This is a genomic window from Streptomyces hebeiensis (assembly GCF_052983195.1).
In genome coordinates, this window is record NZ_CM129812.1 from 4510538 (window position 1) to 4525198 (window position 14661).

Sequence of the window (14661 nt, forward strand, 5' to 3'; positions counted from 1 at the left end):
GGCTTCTCCCAGTACGAGATAGTTTGTGTTGTTCTTCTGGCTGCGGCGCGGGCGCACCGCGCCCTCAGCCGCGTTCACCCATCAGGCCACCGGCACGACCGGGGCGATGACGCGGTCGGCGGCGCCTCCCTGGAGGCGGTCCAGGGAGGCGGTGATCCCCTCGTGGGGTGCGCCGAGCGGCACCGCGCTGACCTCGGTCAGGCGGGTGTAGTGCTCGTCGGTCAGCTGGACGTCGAGGGCGCCGAGGTAGCTGTCGAGCTGGGAGAGGCTGCGCGGGCCGATGATCGGGACGAGCGTGGCCACGGAACGGGCGGCGCGCTCGCGCACCCAGGCCACCGCTACCCGGGCGGGTGCCACGCCGGTCTCCTCGGCGACGGCCAGGACGGTGTCGACGACGGCGGTCTTCTGGCCGGTGCTCTCGGTGTGGATGACCGCGCCCAGGTCGCTCAGGCGCCCCTCGGTGGAGCGGCGGTACTTGCCGGTGAGCAGTCCGCCGCCGAGCGGGGACCACAGGGCTGCGCCGAGCCCGAGGCTCTCGGCCATGGGCAGGAGCTCACGGTCGGCGGTGCGTTCGACGAGGCTGTACTCGTGCTGGATGCCCACGATCGGGGCCTGGTTCCTTAGATCGGCGAGGGTTACCGCGCGCGAGACGCGCCAGGCGGGGAAGTTGGACAGCGCGGCGTGGTGGATCTTGCCGGCGCTCACCAGGTCGTCGAGTCCGCGCAGGAGTTCTTCCATGGGGGTGAGCTCGTCGGGGAAGTGCACCCACAGCAGGTCGATGTAGTCGGTGCCCAGGCGCTTCAGGCTGGCTTCCACCGAGGCGACCATGTTCTTGCGGCTGTTGCCGGTCCTGGATATGTCCGGCTGCGGGGCGGCGCCGAGGGTGAACTTCGTGGCCAGGACGAAGTGGTCGCGGTCGGCGGAGATCAGCTTTCCGGTCAGTTCCTCCGACTCGCCGAACTGGTAGCCGTCCGCGCTGTCGAGGAAGGTGCCGCCCGCCTCGGCGAACCGGTCGAAGATCCGGCGGGCCTCGTCGGGCTCGGCGCCTGCGCCCCAGCCAGTGCCGAAGTTCGCGGTGCCGAGCGCGTACTCGGACACGCGCAGTCCGGTCCGGTGTCCGAAGGTCGTGTAACGCATGGGATGTCCTTGTCCGAGAGGTGTGGAGGTGGTCGCGCCGGGGTGGAGGGGCGAGCGTCAGCCCGCGTTCGGCTGGGGTGCCGCGGACAGGCTCTGCTTGACGTACCGGCTGGCCTCGTCGGCGAGGATCTCGGGCAGGCCGGTCTCGATGCCGTTAAGGGCCTGGGCCGCGACGTCGGCGGCGGCGACCTTCTGATCGGCGGGCACGCCGGCGGCCATGTCGGTGTCCATGTAGCCGACGTGCAGCGCCGAGACGGTGATCCCGCGCGGTGCCAGCTCCTCACGGGTCGCGTCGCTCAGCGCCCAAGCGGCGGCCTTGGACGCGGCGTAGGAGCCGAGGCCGGCCGGGTGGAACCAGGACAGGACGGACAGGACGTTGAGCACGGCACCGCCGCCGTTGCCCTCGATCACGGGGGCGAAGGCGCGGGTCGCGGCGAGCGGGCCGAAGAAGTTGGTCTCCATCTCGCGACGTACCTCAGCCAGGTCGCCTCCGATCAGCGTCGCGCCGGTGGAGATGCCCGCGTTGTTGATCAGCAGGGTCGCGTCGGACGCCACGCGGGCGGCCTCCTGTATCGACGCCTCGTCCGTGACGTCCAGCCGCAGCGGGACGACACCCGGCACGTCGACCGTCTCGGGGCGCCGGGCCGCGCCGTACACCTTCGCGCCACGCTCCACGAGCTGGGCCGCAAGATGCCGCCCGAGCCCCCGGTTGGCGCCGGTGACGACCGCGACCGTGTCCTTCAGTTCCATGCTCACTCCTGGTCCTGGCGGGCGCCGTCGGCCACCCGCAGCAGATTAGATTATGTATCTAATCTAAACATGGGTCTACGATAGATGTCAGTCGACATCTAAACGGGAGGTGGCCATGGGCCGCGTATCGCAGGCGCAGGCGGAGGAAAATCGCAGGCGGGTGGTGGACACCGCATCCCGGCTGTTCCGGGAGCAGGGCACGCAGGTCAGCGTCGCCGACCTGATGAAGGCGGCCGGTCTGACCCACGGCGCCTTCTACAAGCAGTTCGCCTCCAAGGAGGCGCTCGTCGACGAGGCCACCGCCCACGCCTTCGGCGAGCTCGCCCAGCGCTACAGCGCCGGGCTGGAGCGGCATGACGGGCAGCGCGAGGCTGCCCAGCAGGCGCTGGTCGACGCCTACCTCTCCGTCGAGCACCGTGACGACCCGGCGGACGGCTGCCCGGTCGCAGCCCTCGCCACCGACATCGCGCGCGAGGGCGGGGGGCGAGAGGCCCGTCGCGTCTACGCCGAGGGAGTGGCCGACTTCGCCGATTTCCTCGCCACCGACGACCAGGACGGCATCGTCCGCCTCTGCACCCTGTTCGGAGCGCTGGTCCTGTCCCGGGCCACCAACGGCTCACCGCTCTCCGAAGAGATCCTCGACGCCGCGCACGCAGCCTTGACGCAAGCAGGCTGATCAAGGGCGTGGTGCGGGGGCGCGTCGACCGCGCTCGTGGGCGGCGAGGCGTCCGCGGCCAGCCGGAGGCGGCGGGAGAAGGCCGCCGACGCCTGGCGCACCGGCTTCACCTCGCACCGGACATCGGTCAGTTCCGGGCGGCATGTTCGTGAAGTGGAAGTTGCGCAGCCGATGTCAACGTGTCAGCAGGACTGCTATCTGCTCCCGGATGTCGCGCAGGATCTCGTCGACGCTCGCGGCGACGTTCACACTTGCTGCCATCGCGAGGAACATCACGGCGGACGCCACGCGCGCCGTTGTCGCCGCGTCCGCCTCGCTGACCCGGGCGTCCCGGCATAGCACGGCGGCCACGGCCTGCTCGGTCCGTCCGGTGATGGCGAGGGCCTCGCGGTGGTGGGGCTCGGCGGGGTCGCCGAAGACCATCTCGCGCAGGTAGACGCGCCCATTGTCGACCTGGGTCCGGTTGCATTCGACGACCGGCCGGACGATCGCCATCACGGCGTCCAGGGCGTCCGGGGTGTTCTCGGCGTCCGCCCTGCCTCGTTCGAGGGCTTCGGCGTAGAGGGAGTTCTGGACGAGCAGGAGGAGCTCGCCCTTGGTCTTGGCGTAGAGGAAGAGTGTGCCGGTGCCGATGTCGGCCTTGTCGGCGATCTGCTGGGTGGTGACCTCGTCGATGCCGTGTTCGGCGAACAACTCGTGGGCTGCGGCGGTGATGCGGTCGAGCTTGAGCTGCTTGTTGCGCTCGCGCCGACCTGCCGGCTGGGAAGCGCGTGGCATGCGGGGCACCTTTCGGGGAATTTATTCTGACTGTACTCAGTTATGAGTACAGTCGTTACTGATGAGAATCAGAGGCGGTTTCCATCGTCCCACGACGACGCCCCGCCCGGTCCCCCTTGATCCACAGCGGACTCCGGCGACCGATCCACGCTCGACATCGACATCAAGGACCACGCACCCCATGACCACGTCTTCTTCCCTCTGGCAGCCCTTCAAGCTCGGCCGTGTCGAGCTCCCGCACCGCCTCGCCATGGCGCCGCTGACCCGCAGCCGGGCGAACGCCGACGGCACGCCCGGCCCACTGGCAGCCGCCTACTACGGTCAGCGCGCATCCCTCGGGCTGATCATCACGGAGGGCACGCAGCCCTCGGCCGACGGACAGGGCTACCCGAACACGCCGGGCATCCACACTCCCGAGCAGATCGCGGGCTGGCGCGAGGTCGCCGACGCCGTGCACGCGGGCGGCGGGACACTGTTCATCCAGCTGATGCACGTCGGGCGCATGTCCCACCCGGACAACACCCCGCATCACCGCCAGCCGGTCGCCCCCTCCGCGCTCTCCGCCGACCAGGACATATTCACCGCGACCGGCCCGAAGAAGACCCCGGTCCCGCGTGAGCTGAGCATTCAGGACATCCAGGCCACCATCGCGGACTTCCGGCATGCCGCCGCCTCCGCAATAGCCGCCGGCGCGGACGGGGTGGAGATCCACGGAGCGAACGGCTACCTGCTGCACCAGTTCCTCTCCCCGAACGCCAACCATCGCACCGACACCTACGGCGGCTCGGTCGAGAACCGCTCCCGCGTCGTCGTCGAGGTCGCCCGGGCGGTGGCCGAGGAGATCGGCGCGGACCGGGTCGGCATCCGTCTGTCCCCCTCGATGCCGCTGGGCGGGATCGACGAGGGCGACACCGATGCCGTCCGCGCCCAGTACCGCCACCTGGTGGGCGAGCTGGCCCCGCTGAACCTCGCCTACCTGCACGTCCATCACGTCGGTGACGACGAACTGCTGCGCTCTTTCCGCCAGGTGTGGCCGACCGCCCTGCTCGTGGTCCGCTACGGCCGCACCCGCGAGCAGATAGCCGACGACATCGACGCGGGCCTGGCCGACATCGCCCCGCTGGGCCGCTTCGCGCTGGCCAACCCCGACATCGTCGAGCGTCTGCGCACCGGTGCCCCGCTCAACGAGATCGACCCGGCCACCCTGTACGGCGGCGGCGAGGCCGGATACACCGACTACCCGACCCTGGCCCACGCCTGACACCGGCGTGCACGAGCCGCCCGTCCACCGGACCGGGGCGGGTGGGCGGCTCGTCGGCCCGCCGTGCGACAGCCCGCCGCCGGCAAGGCGATGACCAGGGCGGAAACGAGAAGGAGAACCTCCGTGAGCAGCACTCACTTCGATGTCGTCGTCCTCGGCGCCGGGCCCGGCGGCTACGTCGCCGCGATCCGCGCTGCCCAGCTGGGCAAGAGTGTCGCTGTCATCGAGAAGCAGTACTGGGGAGGCGTCTGCCTGAACGTCGGCTGCATCCCCTCCAAGGCCCTGTTGCGCAACGCCGAACTCGCCCACACCTTCCACCACCAGGCCAAGCAGTTCGGCATCTCGGGCGACGTGAGCTTCGACTACGGCGCCGCCTACGACCGCAGCCGCCAGGTCGCCGACGGCCGGGTCAAAGGCGTGCACTTCCTCATGAAGAAGAACGCCATCACCGAGATCGACGGCCACGGCACCTTCACCGACCCCCGTACCCTGGAGGTGTCCCTCACCGCCAGCGGCACGCAGAGCGTCACTTTCGACGACGCCATCATCGCCACCGGCTCCACCGTGAAGCTGCTGCCCGGCGTCGAGCTCAGCGAGAACGTCGTCACCTACGAGACGCAGATCCTCTCGCGCGAGCTGCCCGCCTCCATCGTCATCGTCGGCGCCGGAGCGATCGGCATGGAGTTCGCCTACGTACTGCGCAACTACGGCGTCGAGGTCACGATCCTCGAATTCCTCGACCGCGCGCTGCCCAACGAGGACGCCGAGGTGTCCAAGGAGATCACCCGCCAGTACAAGAAGCTCGGCGTCACCCTCCTGACCTCCACCAAGGTCGAGACCGTCAAGGACGAGGGAACCTCCGTTACGGTCACCTACACCGCGGCCGACGGCAAGCGGTCGGAGATTCGTACCGACAAGGTCCTCATGTCCGTCGGCTTCGCGCCCCGCACCGCCGGATACGGCCTGGAGAACACCGGCGTCACCCTCACCGAACGCGGCGCCATCGCCATCGACGAGCACATGCGGACGTCAACGCCGCACCTGTACGCGATCGGCGACGTCACCGCCAAGCTCCAGCTCGCCCACGTCGCCGAGGCGCAGGGCGTCGTCGCCGCCGAGGCCCTCGCCGGGGCCGAGACGATGCCGCTGGGCGACTACCGGATGATGCCGCGCGCGACCTTCAGCCAGCCGCAGGTCGCCTCGTTCGGGCTCACCGAGCAGCAGGCCCGCGGCGAAGGGCACGAGGTGCTCGTCGCCAAGTTCCCTTTCACCGCCAACGGCAAGGCCCACGGTCTGGGTGAACCGGGCGGCTTCGTGAAGCTCGTAGCCGACGCCGCGCACGGCGAGCTCCTCGGTGGACACCTGGTCGGCGCGGACGTCGCGGAACTTCTCCCCGAGCTCACCCTCGCGCAGAAGTGGGACCTGACGGCCACCGAACTGGCCCGCAACGTCCACACCCATCCCACTCTCGGCGAAGCACTCCAGGAAGCGTTCCACGGCCTCACCGGCCACATGATCAACCTCTGACCCCGGGCGGCCGGCCGATCAGCCGGCCTCCACCCAATCCAAGCAAGGAGCACCACCATGGCAATCAGCCAGCAGCAGCACGAGTTCGCGGAGTTCCAGGCCCGCACGAGCGCGAAGTCGGGCGTACCCGGCCTCGACCTGGCCGTGGTCCGCGACATCATCGACTCCTACCAGCGCGCCTCGACCGAACCCGAGGGCGTCAGCTACGCCGAGGTCGACGCGGGCGGCGTCCCCGCCCTGTGGGCCATCCCCGCGGGCGCCGACCCCGACAAGGCGCTGCTCCACTTCCACTTCGGCGGATCCGTCACCGCCTCCATGTACTCCGACCGCAAGGCCGCCGGCCACATCGCCAAGGCCGCCGGCGTGCGCTCACTGATCGTGGACTTCCGCCTGGCCCCCGAGCACCCCTACCCTGCCCAGCTCGACGACGCCGAGACCGCCTACCGCTGGCTGCTCTCCCAGGGCTACGAGCCGAAGAACATCGGCAGCACCGGCCACTCCATCGGCGGCACCCTCGCAGTGATGCTCCCGCTGCGCCTGCTCGCGAAGGGTGAGGCGACCCCGGGCGCGATCGTCAGCGTCTCGCCGTGGACCGACCTCACCATGCAGCTCCCGGCGGTGGACGCGAACGAGAGCAACGACCGGATGCTCAGCAGGGCCACGCTCGAACTCTTCCGGTCAGCCTGGCTCCAGGACCCCGCCGTGGACTTCGCCGACCCGCAGATCAGCCTCGTGAACGCCGACCTGACCGGCCTGCCGCCCACCACCGTCCACTTCGGCGAGTACGAGACCCTCGCCGACGACGGCGCCGCGCTCGGCCGCCGCCTCGCCGACTTCAAGATCACCTCCGAGGTCCACCCGCTGCCCGAGGGCCAGCACTCCTTCATCCTCAGCGCCGGACGCGTACCCGAGACCGACCAGGCCATCCAGCAGATGGGCCAGTGGCTGCGCCGCCACCTCGGTGCCTGAACACAAGGGCGGCGACAAGGCCCGCGGGCGGGGCCCCTCGCCGCCCCGGACAGCCGTGATGCCGGTGACCCATTCGCAGGTCACCGGCATCACGGCCGTCTCAGCGCACCCACCCGCGGTGTTACTCGGACACCGGGAACAGCAGGCAGCTGCTGGTGGCGTGGGCCAGCGGGCGGCCGCTCGCGTCGACCAGTTGGGCCCAGGCAAGGGGCGGTCCGGCGGCCGGTGCTGAAGAACTCTTCCCCGAGCTCACCCTCGCGCAGGAGTGGGACCTGGCCGCCACCGGGCTGGCCCGCAACGTCCACACCCACCCCACGCACGCTCAGCGAAGCGCCCCAGGAAGCCTTCCGTGGCCTCACCGGCCACATGATCAACTTCTGTGAGCCGGTTCGAGGACGACCCTCACCAGCAGAAAGCGGTCAGTCGGCCCAGGGGGCAAGCCCGGTGTCGAGAACGCTGCGCAACGCGTTGCGCAGGTCGGCCGCGGCGTCGGAGCCGAATGCCGCCTCGAACCGGTCTTGTGCCGCTTGCCAGAGCGGCACCGCCTCCTCGAGTTTGGTCAGTCCCGCCGCGGTGATCCCCACCGTTCGTGAACGCCGGTCCCTCTCGGCGGTGCGCACCGTCACCAGCCCCTCACGCTCCAACGGCTTGAGGTTGGTCGCAAGCGTCGTACGGTCCATCGCGTTCGACTCCGCGAGGGCCGTGATCGGCATCTGGCCGTCGACAGCGAGCCGGTGCAGGATCGTGAACTGCGTGGCCCGCAGCCCGGCGGCAGCGAGGGTCTTGTCGTAGTAAGCCGACAGGTATCGCGCTGCCTGGCGGGTGGCGGTGCTGTTGCACCGGCCCTCCATCGAGGCCAGTGCTGCTGCGAAACTCCCTGTTGGGCGGGGCTCGTCGCATGCCGCACTGCGGCCGGAGCCGGGTGATAGTCGGGAAGTCATTTCGCAAGAATAAGGCGCAGATGCGCGTTTGCCGGAACTGAGCCGGCTGGCAGCTCCCAGTACGGCCGCGTGGTGCCGCAGGCGGTGCGCCTAGAGATTGACCGGCAGTTTCACCGGCTCGGTGTCGGCGTCCTTCGGGCGCAGATCCAGCGCGGGAAAACGCTGTGGTTCGAGGCCGGCGATCACGTCCCGGCCGCGGGCGCTGTCGGCATAGAGGCGGGCCCACACGATCTGCCCGTCCCTGTACTTGAAGTGGAAGAGGTGCTCATTGCGCATCCGGATCCCCTTCTTGGAGAGGCCGTCCGTCTTGACCGGGACGATGATGCTCTCGTCGGTGACGATGATCTCGTTGGCCTCGTAGGAGAACGACTCCCACTCCTTGCCGACCTCACGCCAGAAGGCCACGTACTGGTCAGGGCCGACGTACTTGCCGCCGTACGGCAGCGAGTCGGTCATCTCGAATTCGAAGTCCGGCGACAGCATCGCCACCAGTGGCCGCATGTCGTTCTTCTCGTAGCCCGTGTAGGCGAGTTCCACGGCCCGCACGATGTCATCCCTGCTCATTGGGATCTTCTTTCTTCTTGTCTCTTCTTGAACGAGATCAGTGCGGACCATGTCAGGGCGATCCCATCCGGTCAGCCGTCTGGGCATCCAGGCAGGTACAGGCCCAGGGGGCGTTCCCGCCGCGTCACCAGCGCGGGCCGTCGGCCAGCTGGAGTTCGCCCCGACCGAACGAGAAGTTCTCGTTCGGCACGGGCACGAGGGCGATGAAGACGTCATCGGGTGAGATGTCGAGCGCCGCCGAGGCGAGGGTGTTGATGGCGGAGGTCACCTTGCGCTTGTCCTCCAGGAGCCGGTGTGCTCCGAATAGGACCGTGATGATCACCGCGTCGGCAGTCCGGTCCATGTCCATGAATGTCGGGTCGATGAAGAGTTCGTCCTCATCGTGCTCACTGATCATGACGAAGCGGTCCCCTTCAGGAATGCCCAGCCCTTGGACGAGTGACTGGTTGAGCGCGTCCGCGAGTGCCCGCTTCTTCTCGCGCGAAAAGCGGTGCGCTGGGACGTGGGCATTGAAGACAGGCATGAAGCCTCCTTGATCCTGGACTCTCCGGCCGGTTCAGGGGTAGAACCCCGCCAGCGATAGGAGCATATGCTCCTATCGCTGGCGGGGGCAATGCCGGAGCAGAGCACGGGAGGCGGCGGCGTGGGCCTGGCGCCAGGCAGCCGGCGTCGGAGAATGTCGCGCCTTGTCCGTGACGCCCCGCCGGCGATCCCGAGTCGAGCGCGACCGCCGCCGGTTACGCGGGCCCCGGGAAGATCATGCAGCTGCTGGTGGCGTGGGCGAGCAGGCGGTCCGCCGCGTCGACCAACTGGGCCTGGGCGAGGGCCGTTCGGCGACCGCCGCTGATCACCGTGCCGACGGCGCGCACCCGGCCCGTGTCCACGGTGACCGGCCGCAGGAACTTCACCGTCAGATCGAGCGAGGTGTACGCCATCCCCTGCGGGAGCGTGGACTGGACGGCGCAGCCCGCCGCGGAGTCGAGCAGCGTGGCGAAGACGCCGCCGTGCATGCTGCCGATCGGGGCAGTGGGCCGGAAGTCGATCTGGCCTTCACCCGGGACAGGTGAAGGCCATGACCAGACACCGCGTGACTGTCAGAAACGAACCTTTCCCGGAGCAAGATCGAGAACGGTCGGCGGAAGCGGTCCGGATCACGGATTCACTGTCACAACTCGCTCTCACTCAAAAGTGGAACGAGGCACGTTCTAGGAATTGTTTGTGACAGCATTTGGGGTCATGACGGACCCTCAAACCGCACTCGCGTCCGAAGCGGACGACGTTGAGCGTCACCCCTGCCCGCGCTGTCACGCATCGTCAGGCTCACCCTGCCGCTCGCGTTCCGGCGCGGTCGCGGGGACTTATCACACCGGCCGCTTCACGAAGGTGCCCCGGCTCGCGAAACTCCTGCGGGTGCCGACCCCGGCCGACCGGGGTCCGGGGCAGCCATGGCGCCCCGGCACGCCGGCGCCCGCGCCCATCGACCCGGACACCCCGAGCGCGGACATCCGCATCGGCTACGCCCGCTGCTCGACCCTCACCCAGGAACTTCAGACCCAGCTGGACGCGCTCGCCGCCAAGAGCATCCCCCGGGACAAGATCTTCGCCGAGAAGATCAGCACCCGCGTCCGGGTCCGCCCGAAGTTCGAGGCCGCGCTCGCCGCAGCGAGGGAGATCAAGGCGCACGCCCCGCACTGCCGGGTGATCTTCACGGTGTACGAGATGAAGCGCCTCGGGCGGGACGCCGCCGAACTGACCGCGCTCGCCGACCACCTCGCCGCCCACGGCCTGGTCCTGGAGATGCTCGCCGGACCGCTCGCCGGGATCTACGACCCCAGCGGGCACGGCCGCCTCCTATTCGCGTTCTTCGCCGCGATGGCCGAGACCGAACGGGAGAACATCCGGGAGTCGACCCTGGAAGGACTCGACACCGCGGCCCGTAAGGGCAAGCACGGCGGCCGGCCCCCGGTCATCACCGAAGACATGCTCCACACCGTCCTGCGGCGCCGCGCGGGCGGCGAGAGCGTCGAGCAGATCCAGCCCGACCTGATCATCCCCACCGGCAAGCGAAAGGGACAGAACCCGAGCCTGTCCAGCATCTATCGGGCCTTGGCCGAGTACGAGAAGCGGCAGGCGTACCCGGAGGCCGTCGACGCGGCACACGCCGACTTCGCCGCCCTCCAGATCGTCGGGAGCATTCCGGGCCAGATGGCGGGGAGCATGAGCGCATGATCTACGGCATCACCGCACGAAAGGCGCTCGGGTGCTGGGCGCACGGCCCGGCCAGAAAGGCCCCTTCGGCCGCTGGCCCGCGCCCGACGAGGACGACAAACACGGAGACCGCCATCAAGGAGTTAGCCAGCGCGGACGGGAACGCTCACGCCTGATAGAACAGCCGAGCCCTTCTCGCTGAAGGCCTACCTCGTCAGGGCTTCAAGATCATCCGATGGCGGCTTTTGGGCTCACCTTGGCTGGATCCCTACGGGGTTCCGTTGCTGTTGGCGACGGCGAAACCGCGGGTCCTGCCGCGTCCGTCGAAGGCCTGGCCCGTCCGGGTGTCCAGGGTCGTCCAGGTGGTGCCGTCCGACGATCCCTGGAAAGTCCAGCTCTTGGGATCGCGGTCGGTGGCGTCGTCGGCCGAGGTGAGGGTGTAGCGGTCGACCACGGCGGGGTCGGCGGAGCGGTACTGGACCCACCCGGTGGTGCGCGGCGTGAAGTACTTGGTTGTGACATCGTTGTCTATGAGCTTGGAATAGCTCTCGTCCGCGCTGCCGCCCTCGTACTGGGCGGTGATCGTCCCGCCGTTGTCGGTGAGGTCGGCGCCCGGGGCGGCGTTCGCCGCGGGCGCCGCGCCGAGCAGACCGGCCGTGACGGCGACCGTGACGGCGGCCGAGAGGGCGGCTGAGAGGGACAGGGCGGCCCGGGGCCGGGTGGTCCGGCGCCGGGCGGGGGATGCCTGCCGGGCGGGTCTGTGCCGGGTGGTCGGAAGAGAATGCACGCGGGGGTCCTTCCAGGAAGCGAACATGTTCGACCCACGTCGAACGACCGTCGACATGGTGGCCCGACCACGATCGAATCGCAACGGAGACCCGGCGAGAACTCCTTTTTCCCGTCGCGCAGTTGGCGGTGCGCCCCGCCCGCACGCCGGGCCCCGTGAGGGGCCCCTTGCAGCCCCTTGCTTCCTCAGCCCCGTTCTCCCAGGAACACCGGATTGGTGAAGGCCGCGAGCGCGCCCGGCAGGCCGGGGGTCTTCGGCGCGTGGCGTACTTCCGCCCGGACGTACGTGGCGTACGCGGGCGTCGTGCGCCACTCGACCGCCCCCGAGCCGGACTCCGGGAGCGCGGCCGTGTGCAGGGTGCCCTGGTCGGTGACGAAGTGGACGGAGCAGCCGGGGGCCCCGGTCACCTCCAGGCGTACCGTCACCGGGCTGTCGTCGGCGGTGCGCAGGCGGTCGCCGATCCCCGCGTGCCGGCCCCGCCCGTCCGCCGCGCCGAAGGAGAGCGACACCTTCGACGACTCCGCGACATAGCTGTGGCCCGCCCGGATGCCCGCCAGGATCGCCTCGCGGCTGAGGTCGTCGGCGAGGACCACCGTCTGCGGGGTGCCGACGGGGTCGGGGTCGCGGTGGGCGTCGCTGCTGCCCATCGCCGGCGTCCAGGACCCGCCCGAACGAGCCGCGGCCACCAGGGTGCTGTCCCAGTCCGCGAGGGAGACCTCGTCGTCCGGCGTGTACGCGCCGTTCCACACCTCCACCGCGTCCGCCTCGCCGAAGCCGAACTTCCAGTTGCAGCCGATGCAGGTGGCGTGCGGGTGCGCGGGGACCACCAGGCCGCCCGCGCGGCGCACCTCGCGCGCGTAGTGGCCGAAGCGGTTGTCACGGGCCCGGTAACGCCAGTCGACGAACGTACCGCCGTCCATGCCCAGCGCGACCACGTGCCCGTTCCGGGTGGTGATCTCCTCACCCGTCAGGATGAGCAGGTCGTCGCCCCACAGGCCCGCCCACGCGCCGTGCGCGGAGTGCGTGTTGTGCTCGCTGGTGTTGATGAAGTCGAGCCCGGCGGCGCGGGCGAGCGCGGCGATCTCGGCGGGGGTGCGCCGACCGTCGGAGTGGACGGAGTGCAGGTGGCAGTCGCCCCGGTACCAGGCCCGGCCGCGGCCCTTGGCGCGCTCGGGCGGGTGGACGGGCGCCGGCGTCTCGCCCGGCGTGCCGAACGTGAGCGTGATCGTCACCTCGTACGCGAGGCCCTGCGGCGCCACGGTGTACGGCCCGAGCGCGACGGACCAGGTACCGGGGCGCACCGGGCCCGGGATGTAGCCGGGGGTCGCGGCGTCGGCGCGCACGAAGAACTCGGTGCGGGCGCCGCCGGACCAGCCCCGGAAGCCCCGCCCGCCCAGCCGCGTCCCGCGCTCGTCGAAGAGGCCGATGTCGAGCGCGTTGCCCTGCGTCCCGGCGGGGACGGCGGGCCGCTCGTAGGTGTACGCGACGTGGATCTCGCGGACCCCGCGGGGCACTTCCACAGGCAGGTACACGAAGTCGGGCGACCCGGGCGGCAGCGTGCCCCGCACGGTCCTGCTCTCGGTCCGCTCGGCCCCGGTACCGCCCCCGGTGCCGTCGTCGCTCCCGCCACCCCCGGTGGCCGCGCTCGCGAAGCTCACGGTACTCAACGTAACGGCGCCGGCGACTCCCGTCACCAGCAGCGCGCGTCTGCCGAGCCCGTCCGTCGAAGAGGCGCTGTCGTGGTCCTTGCACATACCGGCGGCTCCCAGGATGCCGAGGGGACACGGACGGTCCCACGAGTCGGGTTCTCGAACTCTGTTGACTTCCGCTCCCCGGGCTAATGCCCGGGGATTCCTGCCACGGTCGGCTGACCGTCTCGGTGGGTTCCTGCTTCACCGCGGTAGGCCGGTAGGAGTACCGGTCTTACCTGCGCTCGACAGGCTGACACCGCCAGTCCGGCGGCCTTGGCGACGTTGACCGCCGCGTTGATGTCCCGGTCGAGGACGGCCCCGCACGCCCCGCATTCCCACACGCGGATGTGCAGGGGTTTGGGGCCGTCCTTGACGCCGCACTGCGAGCAGACCTGGGAGGTCGGCTCGAAGCGTCCGATGCGGAGGAAGCCGCGGCCGGACTTCGCGGCCTTGTATTCCAGCATCGTCACGAACGCGGACCATCCCGCGTCGTGGACGGACTTGGCCAGGCGCGTACGGGCGAGCCCTTTCACCGCCAGGTCCTCAACGGCAATCGCTTGGTTGTCGCGAATGATCCTCGTTGAGAGCTGGTGGTGGAACTCGCGCCGTGCGTCGGCCACCCGCGCGTGGGCGCGGGCGACCTTGACGCGGGCCTTGTCCCTGTTCTTCGATCCCCTGGCCTTGCGGGACAGGCGGCGCTGTTCCCTCTTGAGTTTCTTCTCGGCCCGGCGCAGGAAGCGCGGGGCGTCGATCTTCGTGCCGTCGGAGAGGACCGCGAAGTGCCCCAGGCCCAGGTCGATGCCGACGGCGGACGCCACGTCGGGCAGCGTCCCGGGGGCGGTCTCCACGACGAAGGACGCGAAGTATCTCCCGGCAGCGTCTTTGATCACGGTGACCGTGGACGGCACGGAGGGGAGGCGGCGGGACCATGTGACCCGCACGTCGCCGATCTTCGGCAGGGACAGGTCCCCGCCGGGTGTGATCTTCCATCGGGCGTTCGCGGTGAACCGTACGGCCTGCCGGTTGTCCTTGCGGGATTTGAACCGGGGCGCTCCCAGGCGCGGGCGCTTGCCCTTGAGGCCGTCGAAGAAGTTCCGGTATGCGGCATCCAGGTCCCGGAGGGACTGCTGGAGGACGACGGCGGACACCTCGCCGAGCCATGCGCGCTCTTCGGTGCGCTTGGCCTGGGTGATCAGCAGTGTGGACAGGTCCCCGGTCTTCGGGAACGCCTCGCCCGCGGCGCGGGCGGTCTCACGGGCGCGAAGCGCGTCGTTGTAGACCACCCGAGCGCACCCGAACGCCCTGGCCAACGCGGAGCGCTGAGGACCGTTCGGATACAGGCGGAAGCTGTACCTCAACTGCATACCGATCAC

The 14661-nt window shown here is 69.8% G+C and carries 14 protein-coding genes and 2 pseudogenes; 5 read left to right on the forward strand and 11 right to left on the reverse strand.

Going from position 1 to position 14661, the window contains the following annotated elements:
- Positions 1–81: 81 nt before the first annotated feature.
- Positions 82–1137 (reverse strand): aldo/keto reductase, encoded by a 1056-nt coding sequence (locus tag ACU6P3_RS19470; protein WP_447193414.1) that lies wholly within the window; start codon positions 1135–1137, stop codon positions 82–84.
- Positions 1138–1194: 57 nt separating this feature from the next.
- Entirely contained in the window at positions 1195–1887 is a 693-nt protein-coding gene (locus ACU6P3_RS19475; protein ID WP_447193415.1) for an SDR family oxidoreductase, read from the reverse strand.
- A 115-nt stretch (positions 1888–2002) separates the two neighbouring features.
- Here ACU6P3_RS19475 and ACU6P3_RS19480 point away from each other — a divergent pair, with 115 nt between their 5' ends.
- Complete coding sequence (locus ACU6P3_RS19480; RefSeq protein ID WP_447193416.1) at positions 2003–2563, forward strand: TetR/AcrR family transcriptional regulator; 561 nt, start codon at positions 2003–2005, stop codon at positions 2561–2563.
- Between the two features lie 174 nt (positions 2564–2737).
- On the opposite strand, the gene ACU6P3_RS19485 is transcribed toward ACU6P3_RS19480, so the two are convergent.
- Complete coding sequence (locus ACU6P3_RS19485) at positions 2738–3340, reverse strand: TetR/AcrR family transcriptional regulator (protein ID WP_447193417.1); 603 nt, start codon at positions 3338–3340, stop codon at positions 2738–2740.
- A 181-nt stretch (positions 3341–3521) separates the two neighbouring features.
- On the opposite strand from ACU6P3_RS19485, the gene ACU6P3_RS19490 reads away from it, so the two are divergent.
- From ACU6P3_RS19490 to ACU6P3_RS19500, 3 genes are all read left to right on the forward strand, one after another.
- Entirely contained in the window at positions 3522–4601 is a 1080-nt protein-coding gene (locus ACU6P3_RS19490; RefSeq protein ID WP_447193418.1) for an alkene reductase, read from the forward strand.
- A gap of 123 nt (positions 4602–4724) precedes the next feature.
- A complete protein-coding gene (gene lpdA, locus ACU6P3_RS19495) occupies positions 4725–6128 on the forward strand; it encodes a dihydrolipoyl dehydrogenase (protein WP_447193419.1) in 1404 nt (467 codons plus the stop codon).
- 57 nt (positions 6129–6185) lie between these two features.
- Complete coding sequence (locus tag ACU6P3_RS19500) at positions 6186–7097, forward strand: alpha/beta hydrolase (RefSeq protein WP_447193420.1); 912 nt, start codon at positions 6186–6188, stop codon at positions 7095–7097.
- 121 nt (positions 7098–7218) lie between these two features.
- Here the strand turns inward: ACU6P3_RS19500 and ACU6P3_RS19505 are convergent.
- The 5 genes and pseudogenes from ACU6P3_RS19505 to ACU6P3_RS19525 form a co-directional block, all read right to left on the reverse strand.
- Positions 7219–7327: pseudogene (locus ACU6P3_RS19505) on the reverse strand (aromatic compound degradation protein PaaI); the annotation flags it as partial.
- Between the two features lie 189 nt (positions 7328–7516).
- Entirely contained in the window at positions 7517–8038 is a 522-nt protein-coding gene (locus ACU6P3_RS19510) for a MarR family winged helix-turn-helix transcriptional regulator (RefSeq protein ID WP_358702971.1), read from the reverse strand.
- 90 nt (positions 8039–8128) lie between these two features.
- Positions 8129–8602, reverse strand: coding sequence for a nuclear transport factor 2 family protein (locus ACU6P3_RS19515; RefSeq protein WP_447193421.1), 474 nt, complete (start codon positions 8600–8602; stop codon positions 8129–8131).
- 124 nt (positions 8603–8726) lie between these two features.
- Positions 8727–9125, reverse strand: coding sequence for a tautomerase family protein (locus ACU6P3_RS19520; protein ID WP_358702969.1), 399 nt, complete (start codon positions 9123–9125; stop codon positions 8727–8729).
- 214 nt (positions 9126–9339) lie between these two features.
- Positions 9340–9669, reverse strand: a pseudogene (locus tag ACU6P3_RS19525) (PaaI family thioesterase); the annotation flags it as partial.
- 169 nt (positions 9670–9838) lie between these two features.
- Here ACU6P3_RS19525 and ACU6P3_RS19530 point away from each other — a divergent pair.
- Positions 9839–10831: a recombinase family protein gene (locus ACU6P3_RS19530; RefSeq protein WP_447193422.1), complete on the forward strand. Its 993-nt coding sequence runs from the start codon at positions 9839–9841 to the stop codon at positions 10829–10831.
- Positions 10832–11078: 247 nt separating this feature from the next.
- On the opposite strand, the gene ACU6P3_RS19535 is transcribed toward ACU6P3_RS19530, so the two are convergent.
- The 3 genes from ACU6P3_RS19535 to ACU6P3_RS19545 all read right to left on the reverse strand — a co-directional run bounded on the left by ACU6P3_RS19535 (position 11079) and on the right by ACU6P3_RS19545 (position 14652).
- The gene (locus ACU6P3_RS19535; RefSeq protein WP_447193423.1) at positions 11079–11597 is read right to left on the reverse strand and encodes a hypothetical protein; all 519 of its coding nucleotides are present in this window, start codon (positions 11595–11597) and stop codon (positions 11079–11081) included.
- Between the two features lie 185 nt (positions 11598–11782).
- Positions 11783–13351, reverse strand: a complete 1569-nt coding sequence (locus ACU6P3_RS19540) for a CehA/McbA family metallohydrolase (protein ID WP_447193424.1) — start codon at positions 13349–13351, stop codon at positions 11783–11785.
- An 83-nt stretch (positions 13352–13434) separates the two neighbouring features.
- Positions 13435–14652: an RNA-guided endonuclease InsQ/TnpB family protein gene (locus ACU6P3_RS19545; protein WP_447193425.1), complete on the reverse strand. Its 1218-nt coding sequence runs from the start codon at positions 14650–14652 to the stop codon at positions 13435–13437.
- Between the last annotated feature and the right edge of the window lie 9 nt (positions 14653–14661).

Coding starts and splice junctions, on each gene's coding strand:
- ACU6P3_RS19530 (WP_447193422.1), top strand. CDS start 9,839: ATGACGGACCCTCAAACCGCACTCGCGTCCGAAGCGGACGACGTTGAG.
- ACU6P3_RS19540 (WP_447193424.1), bottom strand. CDS start 13,351: ATGTGCAAGGACCACGACAGCGCCTCTTCGACGGACGGGCTCGGCAGA.
- ACU6P3_RS19510 (WP_358702971.1), bottom strand. CDS start 8,038: ATGACTTCCCGACTATCACCCGGCTCCGGCCGCAGTGCGGCATGCGAC.
- ACU6P3_RS19545 (WP_447193425.1), bottom strand. CDS start 14,652: ATGCAGTTGAGGTACAGCTTCCGCCTGTATCCGAACGGTCCTCAGCGC.
- ACU6P3_RS19515 (WP_447193421.1), bottom strand. CDS start 8,602: ATGAGCAGGGATGACATCGTGCGGGCCGTGGAACTCGCCTACACGGGC.
- ACU6P3_RS19470 (WP_447193414.1), bottom strand. CDS start 1,137: ATGCGTTACACGACCTTCGGACACCGGACCGGACTGCGCGTGTCCGAG.
- ACU6P3_RS19520 (WP_358702969.1), bottom strand. CDS start 9,125: ATGCCTGTCTTCAATGCCCACGTCCCAGCGCACCGCTTTTCGCGCGAG.
- ACU6P3_RS19490 (WP_447193418.1), top strand. CDS start 3,522: ATGACCACGTCTTCTTCCCTCTGGCAGCCCTTCAAGCTCGGCCGTGTC.
- ACU6P3_RS19500 (WP_447193420.1), top strand. CDS start 6,186: ATGGCAATCAGCCAGCAGCAGCACGAGTTCGCGGAGTTCCAGGCCCGC.
- ACU6P3_RS19485 (WP_447193417.1), bottom strand. CDS start 3,340: ATGCCACGCGCTTCCCAGCCGGCAGGTCGGCGCGAGCGCAACAAGCAG.
- ACU6P3_RS19475 (WP_447193415.1), bottom strand. CDS start 1,887: ATGGAACTGAAGGACACGGTCGCGGTCGTCACCGGCGCCAACCGGGGG.
- ACU6P3_RS19480 (WP_447193416.1), top strand. CDS start 2,003: ATGGGCCGCGTATCGCAGGCGCAGGCGGAGGAAAATCGCAGGCGGGTG.